The organism is Mycolicibacterium canariasense, assembly GCF_002101555.1.
GTDB lineage: Bacteria > Actinomycetota > Actinomycetes > Mycobacteriales > Mycobacteriaceae > Mycobacterium > Mycobacterium canariasense.
The window spans coordinates 82,359-108,289 of record NZ_LQOL01000068.1; the positions used below are offsets into that span (position 1 = coordinate 82,359).

The 25,931-nt window shown below is 67.5% G+C and carries 29 protein-coding genes; 19 read left to right on the plus strand and 10 right to left on the minus strand.

Going from position 1 to position 25,931, the window contains the following annotated elements; all coding sequences use genetic code 11:
* Positions 1 to 28: 28 nt before the first annotated feature.
* The 4 genes from AWB94_RS24085 to AWB94_RS24100 are packed head-to-tail and all read left to right on the plus strand — an operon-like array spanning position 29 to position 4,107.
* A complete protein-coding gene (locus AWB94_RS24085) occupies positions 29 to 1,681 on the plus strand; it encodes an acyl-CoA dehydrogenase family protein (protein WP_062658103.1) in 1,653 nt (550 codons plus the stop codon).
* Complete coding sequence (locus AWB94_RS24090; protein ID WP_409365983.1) at positions 1,678 to 2,604, plus strand: crotonase/enoyl-CoA hydratase family protein; 927 nt, start codon at positions 1,678 to 1,680, stop codon at positions 2,602 to 2,604. Before AWB94_RS24085 ends, AWB94_RS24090 begins: the two co-directional genes overlap by 4 nt.
* Before the next feature lies 1 nt (position 2,605).
* Positions 2,606 to 3,313, plus strand: a complete 708-nt coding sequence (locus AWB94_RS24095; protein ID WP_201029578.1) for a PaaX family transcriptional regulator C-terminal domain-containing protein — start codon at positions 2,606 to 2,608, stop codon at positions 3,311 to 3,313.
* Positions 3,310 to 4,107, plus strand: coding sequence for a crotonase/enoyl-CoA hydratase family protein (locus AWB94_RS24100; RefSeq protein ID WP_062658101.1), 798 nt, complete (start codon positions 3,310 to 3,312; stop codon positions 4,105 to 4,107). Before AWB94_RS24095 ends, AWB94_RS24100 begins: the two co-directional genes overlap by 4 nt.
* On the opposite strand, the gene AWB94_RS24105 is transcribed toward AWB94_RS24100, so the two are convergent.
* The 3 genes from AWB94_RS24105 to AWB94_RS24115 form a co-directional block, all read right to left on the minus strand.
* Positions 4,104 to 4,508: a DUF3060 domain-containing protein gene (locus tag AWB94_RS24105; RefSeq protein WP_062658100.1), complete on the minus strand. Its 405-nt coding sequence runs from the start codon at positions 4,506 to 4,508 to the stop codon at positions 4,104 to 4,106. The genes AWB94_RS24100 and AWB94_RS24105 overlap by 4 nt on opposite strands.
* Before the next feature lie 45 nt (positions 4,509 to 4,553).
* Complete coding sequence (locus tag AWB94_RS24110; RefSeq protein ID WP_062658158.1) at positions 4,554 to 5,174, minus strand: M15 family metallopeptidase; 621 nt, start codon at positions 5,172 to 5,174, stop codon at positions 4,554 to 4,556.
* A 70-nt stretch (positions 5,175 to 5,244) separates the two neighbouring features.
* The gene (locus AWB94_RS24115; protein ID WP_409365982.1) at positions 5,245 to 5,616 is read right to left on the minus strand and encodes a DUF3060 domain-containing protein; all 372 of its coding nucleotides are present in this window, start codon (positions 5,614 to 5,616) and stop codon (positions 5,245 to 5,247) included.
* A 125-nt stretch (positions 5,617 to 5,741) separates the two neighbouring features.
* Here AWB94_RS24115 and AWB94_RS24120 point away from each other — a divergent pair, with 125 nt between their 5' ends.
* The 7 genes from AWB94_RS24120 to tuf all read left to right on the plus strand — a co-directional run bounded on the left by AWB94_RS24120 (position 5,742) and on the right by tuf (position 12,119).
* Positions 5,742 to 6,275 (plus strand): DUF3558 domain-containing protein, encoded by a 534-nt coding sequence (locus AWB94_RS24120; protein WP_062658099.1) that lies wholly within the window; start codon positions 5,742 to 5,744, stop codon positions 6,273 to 6,275.
* A gap of 1 nt (position 6,276) precedes the next feature.
* Complete coding sequence (locus tag AWB94_RS24125; protein ID WP_062658098.1) at positions 6,277 to 6,801, plus strand: DUF3558 domain-containing protein; 525 nt, start codon at positions 6,277 to 6,279, stop codon at positions 6,799 to 6,801.
* A gap of 59 nt (positions 6,802 to 6,860) precedes the next feature.
* A complete protein-coding gene (locus tag AWB94_RS24130; protein WP_062658097.1) occupies positions 6,861 to 7,427 on the plus strand; it encodes a TetR/AcrR family transcriptional regulator in 567 nt (188 codons plus the stop codon).
* 309 nt (positions 7,428 to 7,736) lie between these two features.
* Positions 7,737 to 8,111, plus strand: a complete 375-nt coding sequence (gene rpsL / locus AWB94_RS24135; protein ID WP_019514018.1) for a 30S ribosomal protein S12 — start codon at positions 7,737 to 7,739, stop codon at positions 8,109 to 8,111.
* Entirely contained in the window at positions 8,111 to 8,581 is a 471-nt protein-coding gene (gene rpsG, locus AWB94_RS24140) for a 30S ribosomal protein S7 (protein ID WP_062658096.1), read from the plus strand. Before rpsL ends, rpsG begins: the two co-directional genes overlap by 1 nt.
* A gap of 75 nt (positions 8,582 to 8,656) precedes the next feature.
* On the plus strand, positions 8,657 to 10,759 hold the full coding sequence (gene fusA, locus AWB94_RS24145) for an elongation factor G (protein ID WP_062658095.1): 2,103 nt from the start codon (positions 8,657 to 8,659) through the stop codon (positions 10,757 to 10,759).
* Between the two features lie 169 nt (positions 10,760 to 10,928).
* Positions 10,929 to 12,119, plus strand: a complete 1,191-nt coding sequence (gene tuf, locus AWB94_RS24150) for an elongation factor Tu (RefSeq protein WP_024454172.1) — start codon at positions 10,929 to 10,931, stop codon at positions 12,117 to 12,119.
* A gap of 136 nt (positions 12,120 to 12,255) precedes the next feature.
* On the opposite strand, the gene AWB94_RS24155 is transcribed toward tuf, so the two are convergent.
* Positions 12,256 to 12,948 (minus strand): LuxR C-terminal-related transcriptional regulator, encoded by a 693-nt coding sequence (locus AWB94_RS24155; RefSeq protein ID WP_062658094.1) that lies wholly within the window; start codon positions 12,946 to 12,948, stop codon positions 12,256 to 12,258.
* A 145-nt stretch (positions 12,949 to 13,093) separates the two neighbouring features.
* Positions 13,094 to 15,331 (minus strand): sensor histidine kinase, encoded by a 2,238-nt coding sequence (locus AWB94_RS24160; protein ID WP_165605359.1) that lies wholly within the window; start codon positions 15,329 to 15,331, stop codon positions 13,094 to 13,096.
* Positions 15,332 to 15,545: 214 nt separating this feature from the next.
* Here AWB94_RS24160 and AWB94_RS24165 point away from each other — a divergent pair, with 214 nt between their 5' ends.
* From AWB94_RS24165 to AWB94_RS24175, 3 genes are all read left to right on the plus strand, one after another.
* On the plus strand, positions 15,546 to 16,385 hold the full coding sequence (locus AWB94_RS24165) for a hypothetical protein (protein ID WP_062658092.1): 840 nt from the start codon (positions 15,546 to 15,548) through the stop codon (positions 16,383 to 16,385).
* A gap of 353 nt (positions 16,386 to 16,738) precedes the next feature.
* Positions 16,739 to 17,989: an arginine deiminase gene (locus AWB94_RS24170; protein ID WP_062658091.1), complete on the plus strand. Its 1,251-nt coding sequence runs from the start codon at positions 16,739 to 16,741 to the stop codon at positions 17,987 to 17,989.
* 54 nt (positions 17,990 to 18,043) lie between these two features.
* Positions 18,044 to 18,898: a mycofactocin-coupled SDR family oxidoreductase gene (locus tag AWB94_RS24175; RefSeq protein WP_062658090.1), complete on the plus strand. Its 855-nt coding sequence runs from the start codon at positions 18,044 to 18,046 to the stop codon at positions 18,896 to 18,898.
* 4 nt (positions 18,899 to 18,902) lie between these two features.
* Here AWB94_RS24175 and rocD read toward each other — a convergent pair whose 3' ends face one another.
* Together rocD and ddaH are read right to left on the minus strand one after the other, a co-directional pair.
* Positions 18,903 to 20,105, minus strand: coding sequence for an ornithine--oxo-acid transaminase (gene rocD / locus AWB94_RS24180; protein ID WP_084395322.1), 1,203 nt, complete (start codon positions 20,103 to 20,105; stop codon positions 18,903 to 18,905).
* The gene (ddaH, locus tag AWB94_RS24185; RefSeq protein ID WP_062658088.1) at positions 20,102 to 20,947 is read right to left on the minus strand and encodes a dimethylargininase; all 846 of its coding nucleotides are present in this window, start codon (positions 20,945 to 20,947) and stop codon (positions 20,102 to 20,104) included. The genes rocD and ddaH overlap by 4 nt, the downstream gene beginning before the upstream one ends.
* A gap of 113 nt (positions 20,948 to 21,060) precedes the next feature.
* Between ddaH and AWB94_RS24190 the strand changes: the two genes are divergently transcribed.
* Together AWB94_RS24190 and AWB94_RS24195 are read left to right on the plus strand one after the other, a co-directional pair.
* Positions 21,061 to 21,507 carry an Rv2324 family transcriptional regulator gene (locus AWB94_RS24190; protein ID WP_062658087.1) on the plus strand — a complete coding sequence of 149 codons (447 nt, stop codon included), beginning with the start codon at positions 21,061 to 21,063 and terminating at the stop codon, positions 21,505 to 21,507.
* A gap of 45 nt (positions 21,508 to 21,552) precedes the next feature.
* Positions 21,553 to 22,743 (plus strand): NAD(P)/FAD-dependent oxidoreductase, encoded by a 1,191-nt coding sequence (locus AWB94_RS24195; protein ID WP_062658086.1) that lies wholly within the window; start codon positions 21,553 to 21,555, stop codon positions 22,741 to 22,743.
* Between the two features lie 49 nt (positions 22,744 to 22,792).
* Here AWB94_RS24195 and AWB94_RS24200 read toward each other — a convergent pair whose 3' ends face one another.
* Genes AWB94_RS24200 through mftR form a run of 3 tightly spaced genes read right to left on the minus strand, consistent with a single transcriptional unit; the run spans position 22,793 to position 25,205 of the window.
* Positions 22,793 to 24,058, minus strand: coding sequence for a VOC family protein (locus tag AWB94_RS24200; RefSeq protein WP_062658085.1), 1,266 nt, complete (start codon positions 24,056 to 24,058; stop codon positions 22,793 to 22,795).
* Positions 24,055 to 24,555, minus strand: a complete 501-nt coding sequence (locus AWB94_RS24205; protein ID WP_062658084.1) for an RNA polymerase sigma factor — start codon at positions 24,553 to 24,555, stop codon at positions 24,055 to 24,057. Before AWB94_RS24205 ends, AWB94_RS24200 begins: the two co-directional genes overlap by 4 nt.
* A gap of 59 nt (positions 24,556 to 24,614) precedes the next feature.
* The gene (mftR, locus tag AWB94_RS24210; RefSeq protein ID WP_062658083.1) at positions 24,615 to 25,205 is read right to left on the minus strand and encodes a mycofactocin system transcriptional regulator MftR; all 591 of its coding nucleotides are present in this window, start codon (positions 25,203 to 25,205) and stop codon (positions 24,615 to 24,617) included.
* 104 nt (positions 25,206 to 25,309) lie between these two features.
* Here mftR and mftA point away from each other — a divergent pair, with 104 nt between their 5' ends.
* From mftA to AWB94_RS24225, 3 genes are all read left to right on the plus strand, one after another.
* Complete coding sequence (gene mftA / locus AWB94_RS24215; protein WP_064961342.1) at positions 25,310 to 25,405, plus strand: mycofactocin precursor MftA; 96 nt, start codon at positions 25,310 to 25,312, stop codon at positions 25,403 to 25,405.
* A 2-nt stretch (positions 25,406 to 25,407) separates the two neighbouring features.
* Positions 25,408 to 25,707, plus strand: coding sequence for a mycofactocin biosynthesis chaperone MftB (mftB, locus tag AWB94_RS24220; RefSeq protein WP_062658082.1), 300 nt, complete (start codon positions 25,408 to 25,410; stop codon positions 25,705 to 25,707).
* The coding region (locus AWB94_RS24225) for a radical SAM protein (protein ID WP_337349981.1) at positions 25,704 to 25,931 on the plus strand (228 nt) is incomplete at its 3' end. The genes mftB and AWB94_RS24225, both read left to right, overlap by 4 nt.

Below are 25,931 nucleotides of genomic sequence, written 5' to 3' on the forward strand. Positions count from 1 at the left end.
ACTGTCGAAAAAATGTAACAGTGAAGACATGCGAGATACCCATGTCGTGACCAATCAGGTCCCGCCGCTGGAGAACTACAACGCCGCCACCTTCCCCGCGCTGGCCGAGGCGCTCATCCGCGAGGGTGGCGAATGGGGCATCGACGAGGTGCACGAGGTCGGTGCGCTCGGCGGCAGTCGGCAGGCCCAGCGCTGGGGCGAACTGGCCGACCGCAACGTGCCGATCCTGCACACCCACGACCGTTACGGTCATCGCATCGACGAGGTCGAATACGACCCGGCCTACCACGAGCTGATGAACGCGGCGATCACCCACGGCCTGCACGCCGCGCCGTGGGCCGACGACCGGCCCGGTGCGCACGTGGTCCGGGCGGCCAAGATGTCGGCCTGGACCCCGGAGCCCGGGCATGTCTGCCCGATCTCGATGACCTACGCCGTCGTACCCGCGCTGCGCTTCAACCCCGAACTCGCGGCGATCTACGAACCGCTGCTCACCAGTCGCGTCTACGACCCCGAACTCAAGGTGCCGGCCACCAAGGCCGGGATCACCGCGGGCATGTCGATGACCGAGAAGCAGGGCGGTTCCGACGTGCGCGCCGGCACCACCCAGGCCACCCCGAACGGCGACGGCAGCTACACCCTGGTCGGGCACAAGTGGTTCACCTCGGCGCCGATGGGCGACATCTTCTTGGTGCTGGCCCAAGCTCCCGGCCGGGGCGAGCGCAGCGACGGGGGAAACGGCGGCTTGAGCTGCTTCCTGCTGCCCCGCGTGCTGCCGGACGGCACCCGCAACCGGATGCTCATCCAGCGTCTCAAGGACAAGCTCGGCAACCATGCCAACGCCTCCAGCGAGATCGAGTACGACGGTGCCACCGCCTGGCTGGTGGGCGAGGAGGGGCGCGGGGTCAAGACCATCATCGAGATGGTCAACCTGACCCGGCTGGACTGCACGCTGGGCAGCGCCACCAGCATGCGCACCGGACTGACCCGCGCCGTCCATCACGCCCAGCACCGCAAGGCGTTCGGCGCCTATCTGATCGACCAACCGCTGATGCGCAATGTGCTGGCCGACCTGGCGGTCGAGGCCGAGGCCGCGACCATGCTGGCGATGCGGATGGCCGGGGCCACCGACAAGGCCGTGCACGGCGACGAACGCGAATCCCTGCTGCGCCGTATCGGTCTGGCCGCGGGCAAGTACTGGGTGTGCAAACGCGCGACGCCGCACGCGGCCGAGGCCATGGAGTGCTTGGGCGGCAACGGCTACGCCGAGGAGTCCGGCATGCCGCGGCTGTACCGGGAGGCGCCGCTGATGGGCATCTGGGAGGGCTCGGGCAACGTCAGTGCCCTGGACACGTTGCGCGCCATGGCAACCCGGCCGGAGTGTGTGGAGGTGCTGTTCGACGAGCTGGCCCAGGCTTCCGAACCGCGCTTGGACGCCCATGTGGCCGCGCTCAAGGCGCAGCTGAGCGACTTCGACAACATCGAGTACCGGGCCCGCAAGATCGCCGAGGACATCAGCCTGGCGCTGCAGGGCGCGCTGCTGGTCCGCCACGGCCATCCGGCCGTCGCCGAGGCATTCCTGGCCACCCGGCTGGACCGGCAGTGGGGCGGGGCGTACGGCACCCTGCCCGCCGGGCTGGACCTGGCCCCGATCCTCGAGCGTGCCCTGGTGAAGGGGTGAACGACTCGAAGACGGCGCCCTTGAGAACGATGACCTACGAGGTCACCGACCGGGTCGCCCGCATCACCTTCAACCGGCCGGAGAAGGGCAACTCGATCGTCGCCGAAACCCCGCTGGAACTCGCGGCGTGCGTCGAGCGGGCCGACCTGGATCCGGCGGTGCACGTGATCCTGGTATCCGGGCGGGGTGACGGGTTCTGCGCCGGATTCGACCTGTCCGCCTACGCCGACGGCACCTCATCGGCCGGCGGCGACGGCCGTTACGACGGCACGGTGCTGGACGGCCGAACGCAGGCCGTCAACCACCTGCCGGACCGGCCCTGGGACCCGATGATCGACTATCAGATGATGAGCCGTTTCGTCCGCGGCTTCGCCAGCCTGATGCGCGCGGACAAGCCGACGGTGGTCAAGATCCACGGCTACTGCGTCGCCGGCGGTACCGATATCGCGCTGCACGCCGACCAGGTGATCGCGGCGGCTGACGCCAAGATCGGCTATCCGCCGATGCGGGTGTGGGGCGTGCCCGCGGCCGGTCTGTGGGCGCACCGGCTCGGTGACCAGCGCGCGAAACGGCTGCTGTTCACCGGCGATTGCATCACCGGGGCGCAGGCCGCCGAGTGGGGCTTGGCGGTGGAGGCGCCCGCGCCGGACGACCTGGACGAGCGGACCGAACGCCTCGTCGAACGCATCGCCGCGATGCCGGTGAACCAGCTCATCATGGCCAAGCTGGCATGCAACACGGCGCTGCTGCAGCAGGGCGTGGCCACCAGCCAGATGGTCAGCACGGTGTTCGACGGTATCGCCCGGCACACCCCCGAGGGGCACGCCTTCGTCGCCGACGCGACCGCGCACGGTTTCCGCGAGGCGGTGCGCCACCGCGACGAACCGCTGGGGGACTACGGTCGCCGCACCTCCGGGGTGTGAGATGCTGCGGCTGACGGCCAGATCCGTGGTGCTCAGCGTGCTGCTCGGCGCACACCCGGCGTGGGCGACGACGGCCGAATTGATCCGGCTGACATCGGATTTCGACATCAAGGAGCCCACGCTGCGGGTGGCGCTGACCCGGATGGTCGGCGCCGGGGATCTGGTCCGCTCCGACGACGGCTACCGGCTGTCGGAACGCCTGCTGGCCCGGCAGCGTAGGCAGGACGACGCCATCGCGCCCCAGGTACGGAACTGGGACGGGGACTGGCTCACCCTGGTCATCACCGCCGTCGGCGCCGATGCGCGCAGCCGAGCCGAGCTGCGGAACACCTTGGTGCACAGCCGGTTCGGTGAGCTCCGTGAAGGTCTGTGGCTGCGGCCCGACAACCTGACCCAGCCGGTGCCCGCCGGCGACCGGGTACGGGTGCTGCGCTCCCGCGACGACGACGCGGCCGGGCTCGCAGCACTGCTGTGGGATCTGCCGGCGTGGGACCGTACCGGGCGCGCCCTGCTGGACGACATGGCGGGCGCCCGCGATATACCGGCCCGATTCGTGGCAGCGGCCGGCATCGTCCGGCACCTGGTGACCGACCCGGTCCTGCCCGCGGAGTTGTTGCCCGCCGGCTGGCCGGGTGACGCGCTGCGCAGTGCCTACCAGGAATTCGCCGCCGAGTTGGCGGCGCTACGCGACAAGGTGGAGGCGACGTGACAGGTTCGGCGGGCAGGAGCGAAGCGACCGGGGGAGGGGTCCGCGTCGAGCGCAACGGACCGGTCACCACGGTGATCATCGACCGGCCGAAGGCCCGCAACGCCGTCGACGGTCCCACCGCGGCGCAGCTGTACGCGGCGTTCGACGATTTCGACAAGGACGACTCGGCGGCCGTCGCCGTGCTTTGGGGTGACAACGGAACCTTCTGCGCCGGAGCCGATCTCAAGGCCTTCGGCACTCCGGAGATGAACCAGACCCACCGCAGCGGTCCGGGGCCGATGGGGTCGACGCGGATGGTGCTGTCCAAACCGGTGATCGCCGCCGTCGCCGGCTACGCCGTGGCCGGTGGGCTGGAACTGGCATTGTGGGCCGACCTGCGGATCGCCGAACAGGACGCGGTGTTCGGGGTGTTCTGCCGGCGCTGGGGTGTCCCGCTGATCGACGGCGGCACGGTGCGGCTACCCCGGCTCATCGGGCAGAGCCGTGCCATGGATCTGATCCTCACCGGGCGGGCGGTCGACGCCGCCGAGGCGCTGGCGATCGGGCTGGCCAACCGGGTGGTCCCCACCGGTGACGCGCGCCGGGCCGCCGAGGACCTGGCCGCCGAACTGGCCGCGCTGCCGCAGCTGTGCCTGCGTGCCGACCGGCTCTCGGTCCTACGCCAGTGGGGTGAATCCGAGGAGGCCGCAATGGATTTCGAGTTCGGTAGCCTGCAGCGGGTGGCCGCCGAATCGGTGGCCGGGGCCAAGCGGTTCGCCGACGGGGCCGGCCGGCACGGCGCCCGGGCCGATTAGCCCTTGCTGATCTTGTTACCCGACCCCAGGTCGTCGACCTTGGGGCTGCCGTCCTTGTAGACGACGGTGTTGTTCAGCCCGACCACGCTGATCTCGCTGTCGACATGCTCGAAGGTCAGCTTGTTGTCCGCCCCGCCGATGTTCACGCTGGAGCAGGTCCCCTTCACGGTCAGCGTGTTGTTGGAACCGCCGATGTTGAGGGATTTGCCCTGGGCGCAATCGATTTCGGCGGAGGTGCCGAACGAGCCGTAGTTGATGGTGTTGCCGATCTCCACCTGCGCGCCCGACGTGCCCGCGGTGGCGGTCGGCGCGGGCGTGTCGGAGTTGTCCGCGCCGCAGCCCGCCAGGCCCGCGGTCAGCAACGCCGCGACGGCCCAACCAACGATGTGTACGGATCGCATGTTTCCCTCGATTCTGGTCCCGATCCAGCCGACGACACCTCCAGCCTAGGTGACCGGCACGTTGATGATGGGCCGTCGCTCGCCCGCACCGGGACCGTCGAAATGCCACCATTCCCCGGCATACGGGGCGAATCCGCCCGCCGTCATCGCCGCCCGCAGCACCGACCGGTTGCGCTGCGCGACCGCACTCACCCCGTCGGTGGCATAGGCGTTGGCCACCGGGGTGAAATCGTCGAAACCCGTGCCCATATCGGTCAGCCCGGTGCTGCTCGCCGTCGTCACATCCACCGACCGGCCCGATTCGTGGCTCTTCGAGTACGGTCCCGGCTTGGCCACCCAGGCCGGGTTGGACACCACGTCGAACATCCGCACCTGCACGTCGTGCGGCCGGTAGCAGTCCCAGAACACCAGCACCAGCCCGTCGGCGCGCAGCCGGGCGGCGGCGGTTGCCAGACCGTCGGCCAACGATTCGTGCACCAGGCAACGCGCTCCGGCCGGATACAGGGGCTCCCCGACGAAGTTGTCCGCGGTGGCGTAGCGCAGGTCGACGACGGCGTCGGGCACTATCGAGCGCACGTCGATGAAGCCGACCGCCCGGGCCGCATCCGACAGTGGGGGCACCGCGGGCCCCGGGAACCCTGGAACCGTCGTCGACACCGGTCTCACCTCGAGCGGGGCCGGCGCGCACGCGGCCGCACAGCACACCAGGAGCAGGCCGAGCAGCTGTCGCACAAGGTCACGCGCGGTTGATGCGGTTGGCCATCCCGAGCTCACGGCCGCGGTCGATCACGGCGGGGTCCCCGGAGTGGTAGATCACCGTCTGGTCGTAGCCGTACACGGTGATGTCGTTGACCACGTTGTCGGCGATCACGATGTTCGACGATCCCTGCAGCGCCACACCCCAGCAGCTGCCCTTGGCGTTGATGGTGTTCCCGGTGCCGGTGACGAACAGCGTCGCGTTGTTGCAGTCCAGCGTCTGCTCCACACCCTGGCCGGTGATGTGGGTGTCGCCGTTCTCGGCGCCCGCGGGTGCCGCCGCCGAAGCCATGGCCGCCGCAACCACCGCAGCACATGCCACCGCGGACCGCAGGATCGTCTGCACCGTCACCTTCGCCACCTCCCTTTGCCTGAGAAGAGTACGTTGCCGCGACCACGGTAGAACGTGTTATCGCCGGTTGCCGGATCGGCGGGATGGGGTCGCCGCGGGCGTTGTCCCTCGGTAGCGTGAGCTCGATGCGTCGGCATGGCAATCGGGCGGTGGTGGGGGTGGTCGTCGCGGCCCTCTCGCTGGCCGGATGCAATCAGACCGTCGGTGGCACGGCGCGGTTGGCCACCCCGGGCGGGCCGGCCGACGACCGCAGCTACGGGTACGCGGACAACCGCTGCGGCCTGCTACAGGACAGCACGGTGTCCCAGACCCTCGGTGCCGACAAGGTCGTCCGCCCGTACAGCGGGGCGGTGTGCCAGTACGTCCTGGACCGCCGCAGTGCGGTGATCGACGTGGTGTTCGCCTGGTTCGACACCGGCACCCTCGACCGGGAGCGCGCCCTGGCCGCCGACCGGGGTGCGCAGATCACCGACACCGTCGTCGAACGCCACAACGGCTTCCTGGCCAGGCGCGACGGCGTGGGTGTCGCGTGTGCTGCCACCGCTGCCGGCGGCGGCGGAGTGCTGAGCTGGTGGGTGCAGTACCGTCACCAGTCCACCGGTGACCCCTGCCCGGACGCGGAGAGGCTGTTGTCGGCGACCCTGAAATCGGATCTCTGACATGCGGGCGGCGTCGATCGTGCTGTGCACGGCGGCCACGCTGGTCGCCGGCTGCGGCGAGGCGGGGGAGCGGACCCGGCCGAGCACCCCGGCACCGTCGGCCGCCGAGCAGTCGGGCTTCCGTGGCACCGATTGCAACGGCATCACCGACGCGGACATCGCCGCGGCGGCCGGCAAGGCGATGTTCGGTGCGGCCGTGGTCAGCGATGCCGGCTGCTTCTGGCAGGAGAACACGCTGATCGGCTCGTTCGGGGCCGGGATGGGCATCTCCACCTGGTGGTACCGGGGTAGCGACATGGACACCGAGCGGCGCCTGGAACAGCAGGCCGGACGCACCCTCGTCGAACTCGCGGTGGACGGCAACCAGGGGTTCAAGGCGTTCGACGCCAACGCCTGCAGCATCTACGTGGCCAAGGGCGACGACGTCATCACGTGGTCCATCCAGACCATGAATCCGGCCATGCTGCCCGACCTGTGCACGATCACCGAACAGCTGGCCCAGCTCAGCCAGGACCGCGTGAACTAGAGTCCTTCGTTGACCCGAGAGCCGGGACCCGGCACGAACGAGCGAAGGATCAAGAGAAAATGGCAGCGCGAGTGACCAAACTCAGTCGCGATGCCATCGTGAACGCGGCACTGGTGTTCCTGGACCGTGAAGGCTGGGATGCCCTGACCATCAATGCCCTGGCCACCCAGCTCGGCACCAAGGGCCCGTCGCTGTACAACCACGTGCAGAGCCTGGACGACCTGCGCCGTACCGTCCGGATGCGGGTGATCGACGACATCATCGGCATGCTCAATGCCGTCGGTCAGGGCCGTACCCGGGACGACGCCGTCGTCACGATGGCCAGCGCCTACCGCAGTTACGCCCACCACCACCCGGGCCGGTACTCCGCCTTCACCCGGATGCCGCTGGGCGGTGACGACCCCGAGTACACCGCCGCCACCAGGGCCGCGGCGGGTCCCGTGCTGGAGGCGCTGGCTTCCTACGGGATCGACGGCGACAACGCCTTCTACGCCGCCCTGGAATTCTGGTCCGCATTGCACGGCTTCGTGCTGCTGGAGATGACCGGGGTGATGGACGATATCGACACCGACGCCGTCTTCACCGACATGGTGCTCCGGCTGGCGGCGGGGATGCAGAAGCGTTAACGTCCTGTTCCAGCCCGGGTCTGACCTGCGATAAGGCCGTTACGCACGGGTTTGGTCGCGCGCGGGCACCCCTGGTATTGTGGATCCCCGTGCCTGGTCGACAGGGCCGCATGCTGCCGGAAAACGGTCGGTATGCCTGTGCGCCGGGCGGATTCGTATGTCTGCAGGCATCGGAATGCTATCGATCGGATGGGTTTCTGGTGCGTGCGACACGCCCGGTCGCGGGGTAAGCGGCGGGGCGGAAACAGCAGTACAGAGACTTACGCACAATCGAGACAGCAGTAACGAAGCAACACAGAAAGCCGGTACATGCCAACCATCAACCAGCTGGTCCGCAAGGGTCGCCGCGACAAGGTCGCCAAGGTGAAGACCGCGGCGCTCAAGGGCAGCCCGCAGCGCCGTGGCGTGTGCACCCGCGTGTACACCACCACCCCGAAGAAGCCGAACTCGGCGCTTCGTAAGGTCGCGCGTGTTCGCCTGACCAGCGCGGTCGAGGTCACCGCGTACATCCCGGGTGAGGGCCACAACCTGCAGGAGCACTCGATGGTGCTGGTGCGTGGTGGTCGTGTGAAGGACCTCCCCGGTGTGCGCTACAAGATCATCCGCGGCTCGCTGGACACCCAGGGTGTCAAGAACCGCAAGCAGGCACGTAGCCGTTACGGCGCGAAGAAGGAGAAGAGCTGATGCCGCGCAAGGGTCCCGCGCCGAAGCGCCCGTTGGTCAACGATCCGGTCTACGGGTCGCAGCTGGTCACCCAGCTGGTCAACAAAGTCCTGCTGGACGGGAAGAAATCGCTGGCCGAGCGCATTGTTTATGGTGCGCTGGAGCAGGCTCGTGAGAAGACCGGCACGGATCCGGTGGTCACCCTGAAGCGCGCCATGGACAACGTGAAGCCGTCCCTCGAGGTGCGCAGCCGCCGCGTCGGTGGCGCCACCTACCAGGTGCCGGTCGAGGTGCGGGCCGAGCGCTCGACCACGCTGGCCCTGCGCTGGCTGGTCAGCTTCTCCAAGGCCCGCCGTGAGAAGACCATGATCGACCGCCTCGCCAACGAGATCCTCGATGCCAGCAACGGCTTGGGTGCCGCCGTCAAGCGACGCGAGGACACCCACAAGATGGCCGAGGCGAACCGGGCCTTCGCGCACTACCGCTGGTGATCTGAGCGCCGGCTCGAAGCCGAGCCGGCGTGCACACCAATAGCACCAACCAAGCGAAAGAGTGGGAATCTAGCCGTGGCACAGGACGTGCTCACCGACCTCACGAAGGTCCGCAATATCGGCATCATGGCGCACATCGACGCCGGCAAGACGACGACGACCGAGCGCATTCTCTTCTACACCGGTATCTCGTACAAGATCGGTGAGGTGCACGACGGTGCCGCCACGATGGACTGGATGGAGCAGGAGCAGGAGCGGGGTATCACCATCACCTCCGCCGCCACCACCTGTTTCTGGAACGACAACCAGATCAACATCATCGACACCCCCGGCCACGTCGACTTCACCGTCGAGGTGGAGCGCTCGCTGCGCGTGCTCGACGGTGCCGTCGCCGTCTTCGACGGCAAGGAAGGCGTCGAGCCGCAGTCCGAGCAGGTGTGGCGTCAGGCCGACAAGTACGACGTCCCGCGCATCTGCTTCGTCAACAAGATGGACAAGCTGGGCGCCGACTTCTATTTCTCGGTGCAGACCATGAAGGACCGCCTCGGCGCCAACGTGATCCCGATCCAGCTGCCGATCGGCTCCGAGAACGAGTTCGAGGGCGTCGTCGATCTGGTCGAGATGAAGGCCAAGGTGTGGCGCGGCGAGACCAAGCTCGGTGAGAAGTACGACGTGGTCGACATTCCGGCTGATCTGCAGGAGAAGGCCGAGGAGTATCGCACCGCGATGATCGAGGCCGTCGCCGAGACCGACGAGGCGCTGCTGGAGAAGTACCTGGGCGGCGAGGAGCTCACCGTCGAGGAGATCAAGGGCGGCCTGCGCAAGCTGACCATCAGCAGCGAGGCCTACCCGGTGCTGTGCGGCTCGGCGTTCAAGAACAAGGGCGTACAGCCCATGCTCGACGCCGTCATCGACTACCTGCCCAACCCGCTGGACGTCCCGGCCGCCGAAGGCCACGTCCCGGGCAAGGAAGACGAGATCATCTCGCGCAAGCCGTCGGCCGACGAGCCGTTCTCCGGGCTGGCGTTCAAGGTCGCCACGCACCCGTTCTTCGGCAAGCTCACCTACGTCCGGGTGTACTCGGGCAAGGTCGATTCCGGTGCGCAGGTGATCAACTCGACCAAGGGTAAGAAGGAGCGGCTGGGCAAGCTGTTCCAGATGCACTCCAACAAAGAAAACCCGGTGGACACGGCCAGTGCGGGCCACATCTACGCGGTGATCGGCCTCAAGGACACCACCACCGGTGACACCCTGAGCGACCCGAACCAGCAGATCGTGCTGGAGTCGATGACCTTCCCCGATCCGGTGATCGAGGTGGCCATCGAGCCCAAGACCAAGAGCGACCAGGAGAAGCTGGGCACCGCGATCCAGAAGCTCGCCGAAGAGGACCCCACCTTCAAGGTGCACCTGGATCAGGAGACCGGCCAGACCGTCATCGGCGGTATGGGCGAGCTGCACCTGGACATCCTGGTGGACCGCATGAAGCGCGAGTTCAAGGTCGAGGCCAACGTCGGCAAGCCGCAGGTGGCGTACAAGGAGACCATCCGCCGCGCCGTGCAGAACGTCGAATACACCCACAAGAAGCAGACGGGTGGTTCGGGCCAGTTCGCGAAGGTCATCATCAACCTCGAGCCTTTCGAGGGCGAGGACGGCGCGACCTACGAGTTCGAGAACAAGGTCACCGGTGGCCGTATCCCGCGTGAGTACATCCCGTCGGTGGACGCCGGTGCGCAGGATGCCATGCAGTACGGCGTGCTGGCCGGCTACCCGCTGGTGAACGTCAAGGTGACGCTGCTCGACGGCGCCTACCACGACGTCGACTCGTCGGAAATGGCCTTCAAGGTCGCAGGTTCGCAGGCGCTGAAGAAGGCGGCCCAGTCCGCGCAGCCGGTGATCCTCGAACCCATCATGGCCGTCGAGGTCACCACGCCCGAGGACTACATGGGCGACGTGATCGGCGACCTGAACTCCCGCCGTGGCCAGATCCAGGCCATGGAGGAGCGCAGCGGTGCGCGTGTCGTCAAGGCGCAGGTGCCGCTGTCGGAGATGTTCGGCTACGTCGGCGACCTCCGGTCGAAGACCCAGGGCCGGGCCAACTACTCCATGGTGTTCGACTCGTACGCCGAGGTTCCGGCGAACGTGTCGAAGGAGATCATCGCGAAGGCGACGGGTCAGTAAGCATCCAGGCGCTCCAGCGCTGAGGAGTGGAGCTGACCCGGAGGCGAGCCATCGGATCAGCGAAGGCAACGGGTCAGTAGTCTGTGATCCGCTCCGCCTCGGCGGAACCACAACTGAAAACATCAACACTGCTTAGTACAAGCACCAACAAGTCCAGGAGGACACCACAGTGGCGAAGGCGAAGTTCGAGCGGACGAAGCCGCACGTCAACATCGGGACCATCGGTCACGTTGACCACGGCAAGACCACGCTGACTGCAGCAATCACCAAGGTTCTGCACGACAAGTACCCCGATTTGAACGAGTCGCGCGCATTCGACCAGATCGACAATGCGCCCGAGGAGCGTCAGCGCGGTATCACCATCAACATCTCGCATGTTGAGTACCAGACCGACAAGCGCCACTACGCCCACGTGGACGCCCCCGGTCACGCCGACTACATCAAGAACATGATCACCGGTGCGGCCCAGATGGACGGCGCCATCCTCGTGGTGGCCGCCACCGACGGCCCGATGCCGCAGACCCGCGAGCACGTGCTGCTGGCCCGTCAGGTCGGTGTGCCCTACATCCTGGTCGCCCTGAACAAGTCGGACATGGTCGACGACGAGGAGCTCCTCGAGCTCGTCGAGATGGAGGTCCGGGAGCTGCTGTCGGCTCAGGACTTCGACGAGGACGCCCCCGTCGTGCGCGTCTCGGCCCTGAAGGCGCTCGAGGGTGACCCGACCTGGGTCAAGTCCGTCGAGGACCTGATGGACGCCGTCGACGAGTCGATCCCGGACCCGGTCCGCGAGACCGACAAGCCGTTCCTGATGCCCGTCGAGGACGTCTTCACCATCACCGGTCGTGGCACCGTGGTGACCGGTCGCGTCGAGCGTGGCGTGATCAACGTCAACGAAGAGGTCGAGATCGTCGGCATCCGTCCCGGCACCACCAAGACCACGGTCACCGGTGTCGAGATGTTCCGCAAGCTGCTCGACCAGGGCCAGGCCGGTGACAACGTCGGTCTGCTGGTTCGTGGCGTCAAGCGCGAGGACGTCGAGCGCGGCCAGGTCATCGTGAAGCCGGGCACCACCACCCCGCACACCGAGTTCGAGGGCAGCGTCTACATCCTGTCCAAGGACGAGGGTGGCCGCCACACGCCGTTCTTCAACAACTACCGTCCGCAGTTCTACTTCCGTACCACGGACGTGACCGGCGTGGTGACCCTGCCCGAGGGCACCGAGATGGTGATGCCCGGTGACAACACCGACATCTCCGTCAAGCTGATCCAGCCTGTCGCCATGGACGAGGGTCTGCGGTTCGCCATCCGTGAGGGTGGCCGTACCGTCGGCGCCGGCCGGGTTACCAAGATCATCAAGTGATCTGAGTTCTGCTGCGAGAGCGGCGCCCACCTATGCGGTGGGCGCCGCTTTCGTTTTCCCTGTCGCCGCCCAAACTGACCTTCGGGCCGGTTTGTGCGAGTGGAATCGGGCGGACGTCGATCTGGGCGCGGGAGTTTCATAGGTCGTCGATGCTGAGGATGCCGTCCTGGACGGCCCTGGCGATCAGTGCCGCCTTGGTCGGCGCCGGCCGGCCGACGGCCGCGTACTTGGCCCGGGCCCGCTGCAGATGGGTGCGGACGGTGGACGGTTCGATGAACAGCCGCTTGGCGACGAATTCCTTGTTCTCGGTCTGGAACCAGGCGATCAGCACCTCGCGTTCCCGGGTGCTCAATCCCGGACGACCGACCGTGCGGTCGTTGAACAGGGCCTTTGCCATCCGCGGACCGACGTACGGGGTGTTCGAGTGGGCGGCGTAGATCGCGTCGAACAGGTGCTGCTTGTCCTCACCCTTGGCCAGGAAGGTCATGGCGCCGGCGTCCAGACTGCTCAGGATGACCTCGTCGGTGGACATGTGCGAGTAGACGATGACACGATGCCCCGCCGCACAGACCTCCCGGAGGCTTTCGAATTCGGGCCGGTACCGCTCGTACTGCAGGTCGAAGAGCACGACCTCGATGCTGCCGTCGGCCTGCGGGTGTTCGGCGAGGAACGACGAGGGGTCGGGGTAGTTGGCGACGAGATCGATCGGCGGATCGGTAGCGCTGAACCAGGCCTTGACGCCGGCGTGAATGACGTCATGGTCATCGATCAGCGCCACCGGGATGGCCACCCCGGCATCGCAGACCCCACGCTCTTTGGCTCTATCCATGCAATTCACCTGAGATAGATGACACCACCGATTCGACACCCCCGCAATTCTTCGGATCAGGACTCTACTCGCAGACAATGCCCGGATGGCCCGAATTAGCAACCCTGGCTAACCATATTGACGTATGGGAAGATAATAGCCGGGCTCAGGCGATGCTGTGCTGGTGGGCCTCGGCAACCGTCGGTGAGCCCGGAAGCCGATGGTGCACGCTGATCCACACCGTGTCGCCGATGGCCGTGACCTCGATGCGGGGTTCGGTATCGGATGAATGCGCCGGGGGGCCTCCGGCGGTGTCACAGATGATGCTGGCGATCAGTTCACCGCCGGCCACCGTCAAGCCGATCCTGGCGTGCTCCTTGGCATGCGCCAGCGCCGTCCGCAGCGGCGCCAGGATCTGGCGCCGAGTGTCGTCGTCCAGTTGTGGCAGATCGTTGTCGGCGTTCATGGTGACGACCACCCCGCGCCGGTCGGCCGCATCGACGGCCGTGCGCAACTCGGCGACGAGGGGATGGCTGAAGGTGCGCGACTGAAAGATGTAGAGCCGCAACCGGCGCGATTCCAGCCGGGCCCGCTGCCTGGTCTCGGTGTCGACGGCGCCGGTGCTCAAGGTCTGCAGCAACGGGAACACGCCGCGGATGAGTTTCGACGTCCGGCGCACATAGTCGTCATGCAGGGCCTCGGCGATGCGGTGCCGGTCGGCCATCGCCCAGCGCTGGCGGATCTCCTCGGCCGCCGCGACGGTCGCGTTGCGCAGCAGTTCCGGGAAGGCCAGCGCGAACATCTGCATCAGGGCGATGCCCGCGGTGTACAGGGCCAGGTTGAATGCCATCTCGATACCCGGCTGCCGTACGAAGGTGAGGATCGCGGTGCCCAGCCAGAAGGCGAGCATCGTCGCGGCGGCATACCGGATCCGCCAGCGCAGTAGGAAGGGCAGCACGCACAGCCCGGACGCGACCAGCGGCCACTGGGCTGGGCCGCCGAGCAGCTCGGCGGGCAGCGACAGCGACTGCGCCACGATGACCGCGGCCATCACCGTCAGGGCGGGGATGGTGAGGTTGGGACCCCGGTCGAGCACCCTGGGCACGCCGGCGATGGCGACGAGGGCGGCCAGCCCGCCCAGCACGAATTGGGCCAGCGGCCGCTCGGTGTGGGCGGCGGCGTACGGCACCCCGACAATCAGCTGGACCAGCCCGAAAACCACGATGCCGAGCCCGAACTGGATGAGCACCCGCTCGGTGAGATGGTCGATATCGTCGAAGATCGGGTTGATGGTCGCGGAACACGGAGCCTGGTCCCAGGTCAGCGTCACCCTGGTTCCGGTGCCCGGCAGCGAGATGATCGTCGCCCTGCCGTCGATGCGGCGCATCCTGGCGACGATCGATTCGGCGACGCCGTGGCCGAGGGTGGTGGTGTCCGGGTCGAAGCCGACGCCGTCGTCGATCACGGTGATGATTCCGGGCGCGACGTCGATCTCGATGCGCGACGCGTGGGCGTGCCGTTCGGCGTTGTTGAGCGCTTCGCGGACCGCGGCGAGCACCGTGCGGGCCGTGCGCCCGCTCAGGACGAGGCTGGGCAGACCGGACAGCTCGATCTGTGCCGGGAGGTGCGAGACCTCGCGCCGAATCGCGGCGACGATGTCGGTATCGGGCATGGGTTCCGAACGCGCGGGCCCGCCGGTGAGTAGCTCCAGATCCCGGCGGGCTTGGGCGGCAATGCGATCCGGTGAGATGTCGGCGCCCTCGCCGACGAGGTACAGGGTCGACGCGGCGGTGTCGTGCACGAGCGCCAGGTGTTCGAGTTCGTGGTCGCGCACGGCGGCGGCGATGGCGTCCCGCAGTGCCGCGTCGTGATTTTCGGCGCGGGCCTGGTCCAGCTGCCGGGCGATGGCCAGCCCGGTGGCCAGCAGTGCTGCCACGATGGCCCATTCGATGCCGACCATGTAGAACAGCATCGGAACCTGCGCGGCGCCATGCCATCCGACCAGCTGTGCGCAGCCGAAGGCATACGCCACGGCGATCAGCGCCGATGCCAGAAAGCTGATCCGTGGGGGATTCGCCATGGTGAAGGCGATGACCGCCGTGCCGGCGATCACCTGGGGCACCGAGTTGATGTACAGACTCTCGGGCCGCGGGTCGAACAACGGAATCGCCGCCGAGACGATCAGCACGTAACAGAAGTCGGCCAGCTGGAACGGGAGTGCGCGCGATCGTGTGCACAGTCGGTACGCGGCCCAGCTGCCCACCAGGCCGAGCAGGATTGCCCCGGTCGCACGTTCGGGGGTACCGGGAAGCAGGAGTGTGCTGGCGACGGCGACCAGGGCGACGGCGTTGAGCAGGATGATGGCAAGGTCCTGGCCGCGCTGGATCACCTGTCGCTCAGACACGTGGACACCCCGACTGTCCGGTCCCCGCTCAAGCACATGCAATTTTAGGCATGAAGGGGGATGGCAGGGTCCGTCAAATGGGGGACATCGCCGGCATTGTTTGCCGACGCAAATACAGTTGCTCGTGGGAAGTGCCCAAATGATTTCGGCGCTCCGCCAAAATGTGCTGGATGGCGTTAATCTGACCCCGTCCATTTCGAACGGAGCGTGGCGCATGGTGTGGCGATACGTGAAAGCGCAGCTGATGGTGCTGCTGTGCGGTGGCCTGGTCGGACCGATATTCCTGGTTGTGTATTTCGCCACCGGCCAGAGCTATTTGCTGAAGTGGATGTTCTGGGCCGGCCTGCTGGTCACCGCCGCCGATGTGCTGATTGCCTTGGCGCTGGCCAACTTTGGCGCCAAGTCCGCCGCCCGCACCCAGGCCCTGGAGGCCACCGGCGTGCTCGCGCTGGCGCAGATCACGGGTATGAGCGAAACCGGTACCCGGATCAACGACCAACCGTTGGTGAAACTCAATCTGGCCATCTCCGGCCCCGGCATCGCGCCGTTCAGCGCCGAGGACCGCGTGATCGCCAGTGTCACCCGGTTGGGCACCCTCACCTCACGCAAGGTCGTGGTGCTGGTGGACCCGGCGACCAATCAGTTCCACATCGATTGGGAACGCAGCGCCTTGGTCAACGGCCAGGTTCCGGCGACGTTCACCATCGAGGAAGACCGCCGCACCTACGATCTGTCCGGGCAAGCCGGCCCGCTGATGGAGATCCTGCAGATTCTCAAGGCCAACAACATCGGCATGAACAGCATGATCGACCTGCGCAGCAATCCTTCCGCCCGGGCCCAGGTGCAGGCGGTGGTGCGCCGCGCCGGCGCGCAGCAGCAGGCCGCCGCGCCGACCGCCGCCGCGGCCCCGCCACCGGCGTCCTACGCCCCGCCGGCGCCCCCCGCCCCGTCGGCGGCTCAGCGCCTGCAGGAACTGGAGACGTTGCGCGCCACCGGGGCGATCTCGGAGGGCGAATACGCCAGCAAGCGCCAGCAGATCATCGCGGAGCTGTAGCGAGCTCAGGTACGCGTGACAGCCCGTCCCCGCGGGTCCGTGCGCGGGTGGCACCTCGTGCCGGGTGCTCACCTGACCACCGTCGGCGCATTGCTTCCTGCCCGCCCTGCCTACGCGCGACGCCGATGGCGACCCGCGAAACTTGCGGTGACCGAAGGTCATTGGTCCCGACCGCCGCCGCATCGTCCTTCTGGTGCACGCCGCCGGCTGGGATCACCCGGCGCTGTCCTGGTGTAAGTGAAAGCGCGCCGGGAGCCTGCCGAAGTTATCCTGCTGGTGGTCATCGTGGCCGGGGCCATCGCGGGAATCCACGGACTCGTCTCCGGGTCCATCCAGATCTGAAAGGACCAGTCATGACGCGACCTTCGGCCGCATACGGAGTGCACTCCGAGGTGGGCGCCCTGCGCAAGGTGCTGGTGTGCTCACCGGGTCTGGCACATGAGCGCCTGACTCCGACCAACTGCGACGACCTGCTCTTCGACGATGTGCTGTGGGTGCAGAATGCCCGCCGAGACCATTTCGACTTCATGGACAAGATGCGTGATCGCGGCGTGGAAGTCGTTGAGCTGCACCATCTTCTCACCGAGACCATGGCGATCGCCGAGGCCAGAACGTGGCTGCTGGACCGCAAGATCGTCGCCAACGAGGTCGGGCTTGGCCTGGTGGACGACACCAGGGATTTCCTGGATTCGCTGCCACCGCGCCGGTTGTCGGAGCTGCTCATCGGTGGCATGTCCATCCGGGATCTGCCGGCCGACGTGCGGACCGGGTACCGGACGTTGGCCCGAGAGGACAGCGGTGTCACCGAATACCTGATGCCGCCGCTACCGAACACCCTCTACACCCGCGACACCACCTGTTGGATCTACGGCGGACTGACCCTCAACCCATTGTTCTGGCCGGCGCGGCATGACGAGACGCTGTTGATGAAGGCCATCTACCAGTTCCACCCCGACTATGTCGGTTCGACGGTGTGGTGGGGCGACCCCGAGAAGACCTGGGGGCTGGCCACTCTGGAGGGCGGTGACGTGCTCGTCCCCGGTAACGGCGTCGTGCTGATCGGGATGAGCGAGCGTTCGTCGCGGCAGGCCATCACCCAGGTGGCCGCGGGGTTGTTCGCCGCTGGTGCGGCCGAGAAGGTGATCGTGGCCGGCATGCCGAAGCTACGCTCGGCCATGCACCTGGATACCGTCTTCACCTTCGCCGACCGTGACGTCGTCACGGTCTATCCCGGCATCGTCGACGGCATCGCCCCGTTCACGTTGCTGCCAGCCGACCGCCCGGGCACCGGTGTGGAGGTGATCGAGGAGACCAAACCGTTCATCGAAGTGGTTGCCGCGGCGTTGGGACTGGCCGAACTGCGGGTGGTGGAGACCGGTGGTACCCGCTACGACGCGGAGCGACAGCAGTGGGACAGCGGTAACAACCTGGTCGCCGTGGAGCCCGGCGTCGTCTTCGCCTATGACCGCAACACCCATACCAACGCGTTGCTGCGCAAGGCCGGCATCGAAGTGATCACCATCGTCGGCGCCGAGCTGGGACGGGGCCGAGGTGGTGGTCATTGCATGACGTGCCCGATCATCCGTGACCCGATCGATTACTAGAACACGTTTCAGTCCGGCTGCTAGCCTGGGCCCGGGCTGACGAAAGGACCGGCGATGGCAGCGGCGAACGGATCGCTCGAGGGACGTGTGGCGTTCGTGACCGGGGCCGCGCGCGGCCAAGGACGGGCCCACGCGATTCGGTTGGCGCAGGAAGGCGCCGACATCATCGCCGCCGACATCTGCGCGCCGGTCTCGGACACCATCACCTACCCGGCCGCCAACCCCGAGGATCTCGCCGAGACGGTGCGCGGCGTCGAAGCGGCCGGGCGCAAGGTGTTGGCCCGCGCCGTCGACGTGCGGGATCTGGCCGCCCAGCAGGAGCTGGTGGCCGACGGCGTGGAACAGTTCGGCCGGCTCGACGTCGTGGTCGCCAACGCGGGCGTGTTGAGCTGGGGTCGGGTGTGGGAACTCACGCCGGAACAGTGGGACACGGTGGTCGACGTGAACCTCAACGGGACCTGGCGCACCATCAAGGCGGCGGTTCCGGCCATGATCGAGGCCGGGAACGGCGGCTCCATCATCATCGTCAGCTCCTCGGCAGGCCTCAAGGCCACCCCGGGCAACTCGCACTACGCGGCGTCCAAGCATGGCCTGGTCGCGCTCACCAACTCGCTGGCGCTTGAGGTGGGGGAGTTCGGCATTCGGGTCAACTCCATCCACCCGTACTCGATCGACACCCCGATGATCGAGCCCGAGGCCATGGCCGCGATCTTCGCGAAGTTCCCGAGCTTCTTGCACAGCTTTGCCCCGATGCCCTACCACAAGGTGACCGACGGCAAGAACGAGGGACTGGCGGCGTTCATGGAGCCGGCGGAGGTCGCCAACGTGGTGGCCTGGTTGGCCGGCGACGGTTCGGCGACGCTGTCGGGCAGCCAGATCGCCGTCGACCGGGGTGTCCTGAAGTACTAGTGGGTTACCGTCCGGCCAGGACCTCGGCGAATTGTGCTACCGCCCAGTCGATTTCCTCGGCTGTGATGACCAGGGGCGGGGCGAACCGCAGCGTGTGGCCGTGGGTGTCCTTGACCAGCACGCCGCGCTCGGCCAGCCGCACACTGATCTGCTTGCCGGTGCCCAGTCGCGGATCGATGTCGACACCGGCCCACAATCCCTTGCCGCGCACCGCGAGTACTCCCGCACCGCACAGTTCCGTCAGTCGGGCGTGCAGCAGTGCGCCCAATTCCGCCGAGCGCGCCTGATATTCGCCGCGTTCGAGCATCGCGACCACCGTCGAGCCGACGGCTGCGGCCAGCGGGTTGCCGCCGAAGGTGGAGCCGTGCTCGCCGGGATGCAGCACACCCAGGATCTCCTCGTCGGCCACCACGGCGGACACCGGCACCACCCCGCCACCCAGCGCCTTGCCCAGCAGGTACATGTCGGGCACCACGCCCCAGTGGTCGCAGGCGAAGGTGCGCCCGGTGCGCGCCAGCCCGGACTGGATCTCGTCGGCGATCATCAGCACATTGCGTTCGGTGCACAGTGCCCGCACCCGGGGCAGGAAATCGTCGGGCGGCACGATGATCCCGGCTTCGCCCTGGATGGGCTCGAGTAGCACGGCGACGGTGTTCTCGTCGATCGCCGCGGCCACCGCGGCGGCGTCACCGAACGGCACCGACCGGAAGCCGGGGGTGAAGGGGCCGAACCCGGCGCGCGCGGTGTCGTCGTCGGAGAAGCTGACGATGGTGGTGGTGCGGCCGTGGAAGTTGTTCTGCGCCACCACGATATTGGCCTGACCGGCCGGGACGCCCAACACGTCGGTGCCCCACTTGCGGGCCACCTTGATACCGCTCTCCACGGCCTCGGCGCCGGTGTTCATCGGCAGCACCATCTCCTTGCCGCACATCCGGGCCAGCGCGGTGCAGAAGGGGCCCAGCCGGTCGGAATGGAACGCCCGGCTGACCAGGGTGACGGTGTCCAGTTGGGCGTGGGCGACGGCGGTGATCTCCGGATTGCGATGGCCGAAGTTGACCGCGGAGTATGCGGCCAGGCAATCCAGATAGCGCCGGCCCGTCACGTCGGTGATCCACACGCCGTCGGCCGATGCCGCGACCACCGGCAGCGGGGCGTAGTTGCGCGCGACATGGCGCTCGTCGATGGTCATGTGCTCCAGCACCGTCATGAGAACACCTCCAGTGTGCAGCATTTGACGGACCCGCCGCCCTTGAGCAGTTCGGACAGGTCCACCCCGATCGGCTCGAAGCCGGCAGCCGACAACTGATCGGCGAAGCCGGTCGCCGCGGCCGGGTGCACCACGTGACGACCGTCGGAAACGGCGTTGAGGCCCAACACGTAGGCGTCGGCGCTGTCGACCAGGATGGCGTCCGGGAAGAGCCGTTCCAGGGTGGCGCGGGCGGCGTCGGTGAACGCCGGCGGGTAATAGGCGATGAGGTCGTCGGTGAGTGCGGTCAGCGCGGTGTCGAGATGGTAGAAGCGTGGATCGACCAGTTCAAGGCCGATCACCGGCATACCGGTGATCGCCGCGATCTCGTCGTGCGCGCGTACGTCGGTGCGAAAACCGTAGCCGGCCAGGATCTTTGAGCCGACGACCAGAAGATCGCCCTGACCCTCGTTGACGTGGCGGGTCTGCACCGGATGGTGCCCCCGATCGGTCATCCATGCGGCGTAGGCCGCGGCCTCGTCGGCCCGCTGCGGGTAGGCGAACCGGGCGACGATGGCCTGGCCGCCGACGATCAGCCCGCCGTTGGCCGCGTAGACCATATCGGGCAGACCCTGCTGCGGGTGGACCAGATCGACGGTGTGGCCCAGGTCGAGGTAGACCCGGCGCAGATTCTCCCACTGCTCGACGGCCCGTGCGGTGTCCACCGGTGTCGAGGTGTCCATCCACGGGTTGATGGCGTAGTCGACGGCGAAATGCGTTGGGGCCGTCATGGCGTAGTGGCGGGTACGCGCGGAGCGGGTCGGGCGCAGGGCAGAGTGGCTGGCGACCTCGGAAATCGTCATGAATCAACGGTATATGCAGCGTAGGATGCAATCAATCGCTATCTATTGTGTGTTCGCCGGCGATCTATTGTCATCACAACCGAAATTCGGTGTTCTGTTGCGTGAGGAGGGGTATGGACCGCCTGGACGAGACCGACGAGCGCATCCTGGCCGAGCTGACCGACAACGCCCGCGCCACCTTCGCCGAGATCGGAGAGCGGGTCAATCTCTCGGCACCGGCGGTGAAGCGACGGGTGGACCGGCTGCTCGATCACGGGGTGATCCGCGGTTTCACCACCGTCGTCGACCGCAACGCGCTGGGCTGGGGCACCGAGGCCTATGTGCAGGTCTACTGCCACGGCACCATCGCGCCCGCCGAGTTGCGCCGGGCCTGGATCGACATCCCCGAGGTGGTCAGCGCGGCGACGGTGACGGGCACCTCGGATGCCATCTTGCACGTGCTGGCGCGCGACATGCGGCACCTGGAGGAGGCACTGGAACGGATCAGGGCCAGTGCGGACATCGAACGCAGCGAGAGCATCGTGGTGCTGTCCAACATCATCGAACGTGCCCGGGCCTGAGCGGTACCGACGGGGTAGGCAGGCCGGGGGAGCGCGTCATCGTGTATGAAGACCCACGTGACAAATAATGGTGGAATCGTCATTGTCGGTGGTGGACTGGCCGCGGCCCGCACCGCCGAGCAATTGCGGCGCGCCGAATACACCGGACCCATCACCATCGTCAGCGACGAAACGCACCTGCCGTACGACCGGCCGCCGCTGTCCAAGGAGGTGCTGCGCAATCCCGAGCACGACGTCGTGCTCAAGCCGCAGGAGTTCTACGACGAGAACAACATCACCCTGCGGCTGGGCTCGGCGGCGACGTCGGTCGACACCACCGCACAGACGGTGACGCTGGCCGATGGCTCGGTGCTCGGCTACGACGAGCTGGTGATCGCCACTGGTCTTGTGCCCAAACGGATTCCGTCATTTCCCGATCTCGAGGGCATCAGGGTACTGCGTTCCATCGACGAGAGTGCGGCGCTGCGTGCCCACGCGGCCACGGCGCGGCGGGCGGTGATCGTCGGCGCCGGATTCATCGGCTGTGAGGTGGCCGCCAGCCTGCATCAGCTCGGTGTGGACGTGGTGATCGTCGAGCCACAGCCCACCCCGCTGGCGTCGGTCCTCGGTGAGCAGATCGGAGCGCTGGTGACCCGGCTGCACGAGGCCGAGGGCGTTCGGGTGCGCTGCGGCGTCGGGGTCGCCTCGGTGGTCGGGACCGACGAGGTCGAGAAGGTGGTGCTGTCCGACGGCACCGAGCTCGACGCCGACCTGGTGGTCGTCGGCATCGGCTCGCATCCGGTCACCGGGTGGCTGCAGGGCAGCGGTATCGAGGTCGACAACGGTGTCGTGTGCGACGGTGTCGGCCGCGCGAGCGCCCCGCACGTGTGGGCCATCGGCGATGTGGCGTCCTGGCGAACCGAGGTGGGACACCAAGTGCGCGTGGAACATTGGAGCAACGTGGCCGAGCAGGCCCGCGCGTTGGTGCCCGCGCTGCTCGGCCAGGAGCCGGCTTCCGCGGTGACCACCGTGCCGTACTTCTGGAGCGACCAGTACGACGTGAAGATCCAGTGTCTGGGTGAGCCGGCCGCCGGTGACACCGTGCACATCGTGGAGGACGACGGCCGCAAATTCCTGGCCTACTACGAGCGTGACGGCGTGCTGACCGCCGTGGTCGGCGGCGGGATGCCCGGCAAGGTGATGAAGGCACGCGGCAAGATTGCGGCCGCGGCGCCGATCACCGACGTGCTCCCGTGATGTGTGGAGCCGCACCCGTGATCATTACGGGTGCGGCTCCACACATCGCTCAATGCTCGCCGAGGTAGAACCGCGCGCCCTGGTCGTCGGTGCACAGCGCCGACATGCCGTAGGACTGCGACGACGGTTCCTCGATGACGCTGCCGCCGGCTTCGCGCACCCGTGTCACGGCCGAATCGATATCGGCGACGGTCCACATCGGCACGGTCCGTGCGACCCGGGCCCCGCCGGCGGCGCCGGCCATCGGATGGGTCTGCAGCACCCCCCAGCCGTCCTCGACCCGGCCCGGTTCGAACGACCAGTTCAGCACCCGGCCGTAGAACGCCTTGAACTCAGCCGAATCCGGCACCTCGTAGGTGATGTAGGACAGTTCACCCGGTCCGGTGCCGTTGAGCGCGGGCCGCGGGGTGCCGGCGGTGTCGTGGTACACCGCGAACGGGGTGCCCAGCGGGTCGGTGGCATCGAGCACCGTGCCGAACTCGCGGTCCTGCGGCTGCCCGGCCGTCCCGCCGGCGGCCGTGATCGCCGCCCTGGCCGCGTCCAGATCGTCGACGGCGTAGCAGCAGAACAGGGTGCTGGGCCCCGGTGTTTCATGGATGCCCATCGACAAGCCGGTGCCGGTGACGTGGTTGCCTTCGTAGGACCAGCCCAGCACGTGGGCGTAGAACGCGGCCGCGCGGGCGGCGTCCGGGGTGTTCACCGAGACATAGCCGACATCACCGTGCCGGATGGTCACCGCGGCGCCGGTGCGTGGGCCCGCCAGCATCCAGCGGTGCCCGAACGGGTCGACGATCGCGGCGTTCCGTGCTCCGTGATCCTCGTACGGTTCGCGCTGCACCCGTGCACCCCGTGCGCGGGCCCGCCGCAGCGTGGCGTCGGTGTCGGCCACCCGCAGTAGCAAGCTCACCGAAACCGACTGTGGTGCAGGGGCTCGCAGGCCCAGCTCGGGATACTCGTCGGCCAGGTAGACCGTCGCGCCGGCCACCGACAGCTCGGCATGCCCGATACGGCCGTCGTCCATGACCACCGGCGCACCCACCACCTCGGCGCCCAGTGCGGCGGCATACCAGTCCAGCGCCGCCCGGGCGTCGGCGACCGCGAGATAGGGGATCACCGTGCCGGTGCCGGGTGGGGCGGGCTCAGCCAGTTCGGCAAGCAGGGAATCGGTTCCGCTCATCTCAACTCCTTCGGCGCCCGGGGGTAGGGACAGGGCGGCAACCAGGCGGGCGCGTAGCCGGGCCGCGAAGGCGGGATCGGGGGTGACAGGCAGGTCGTCGCCGTAGAGCGCGGTCAGTGGATCGCGGCTGTTGTTCATGGCGTGCCTCCCTCCGGGTAGTTCGATCTGAAAGCGCGGCGGGCCCGCACCAGCAGGGCCTCGGTGGCGTGCACGGTGCGTCCGATCAACTCGGCGCACTCGGGTACGGATCGGTCGTCCAGATAGCGCAATGCCAGCACCGTGCGATGCTGTTCTGGCAGCCGAGCCAGCACGGCCTCGGCGACGATGCGGTCCAGCTCGGTATCCCAGTCGTCCACCGGGTCAACCGGTTCTGGTACGTCACCGATCGGCACGGCGAAGCGACGCCGATAGTGGTCGGCCAGTTTGTGCCGGGCCACCCCGATCAGCCACGGCACGCTCACCGTCGGCGGTGACGGTCTTCTGGCGGCATCCATGGCCGCCAGAAACGTCTCCGAGGTCAGGTCCTCGGCGGTGCCGCGGTCACCGCAACGCCGGACGAAATACCCGTACACCGCGGGCAGGGCCTCGTCGTACAGCGTCAACAATGCCCTGGCGGCATCAGGTTGGGCGCTCACACCCTCATCGTCGTCGCGGCGGCCCGAACTCCGACGGGGTTGACCGAAGTTTTTTTCGGTCAGCCGTGCGAGTCGAGCGTGCGCAGGCCGTGGCCCACCACGTCGAACGCGTTGCCCAGCGCGTCGGCCAACGACACCGATTCGTCGGCCAGCCACTGTTCATAGGCCGTCAGTGCCACACCCAGCGCCGTCCACGCCACCGTCTGAGGCACCAGGTCGGCCGGCTTGCGGCCCAGCCGGCGTGCCACGAAGGCGGCGATCACCTCGCGCCACCCGGCGTACATCGTCATCGAGTACGCCTGGAGCGCATCGGTCTCCAGGATGACGCGCATGCGCTGCCGGTGCTGTGGCATCTCCTCGGCGCCGAAGTCATTGAACCTCAACAGCGCCGCGCGCAATGCTGCCTCCAACGGCACCTCCTGGGGCACGGCGTTGAGCACGTCGCGCAGGTCCTGGAGGTGGGCGTCGAAATCGGCCCACGGGATGGCGTTCTTGGACGAGAAGTAGCGGAACAGGGTGCGCCGCGAGATCCCGGCAGCAGCGGCGACATCATCGACGCTGACGTCGTCGAAACCACGGGTGGCGAACAGTTCCAGTGCCACGCCGCTGATGTATTCCTGGGTGGTGGAAGGGCGGCGTCCCACACTCATCGATCAGACCCTTCCATTTCGGCACTCGATGCCATATTGTGTGCGGCGTGGGTCACAGTCGTAGGACCCCGCGATCACTCTCACGGTAACGAAAGGGGCAGTCCATGGAACCCAATCAGCACGTTGCGGCCGAAACCGATCTAGTCACCGAGTCTCTCGTCGAAGAGGTCTCGATCGACGGGATGTGCGGGGTCTACTGACCATGTCGGCACCGACAGCCCCGGTGACCGCCTTCGATCCCGGGCAACCCTGGGCCCTGCACCACCAGGTGGCGGTGCGGCCAGAACCGTTCGGGGCCTTGCTGTATCACTTCGGCACCCGCAAGCTGTCGTTCCTGAAGAACCGGACCATCGTCGAGGTGGTCAGCTCGCTGGCTGACCACCCCGACGTACGGTCGGCCTGCCGCGCCGCCGGAATCGACGACGCCGCCCACGGCCCCTACCTGCACGCGCTGAGCGTGCTCGTACAGTCCCACATGCTGGTCCCGAGGGAGAATCAATGACGAGTGTGGCCCCCGTGCCCCGGCTGGTCGATCAGTTCGAGCGCGGCTTGGATGCCCCGATCTGCCTGACCTGGGAGCTGACCTATGCGTGCAACCTGTCGTGTGTGCACTGCCTGTCGTCGTCGGGTCGCCGCGATCCGCGTGAGTTGAGCACGCAGCAGTGCAAGGGCATCATCGACGAGTTGGAGCGCATGCAGGTGTTCTACGTGAACATCGGTGGTGGT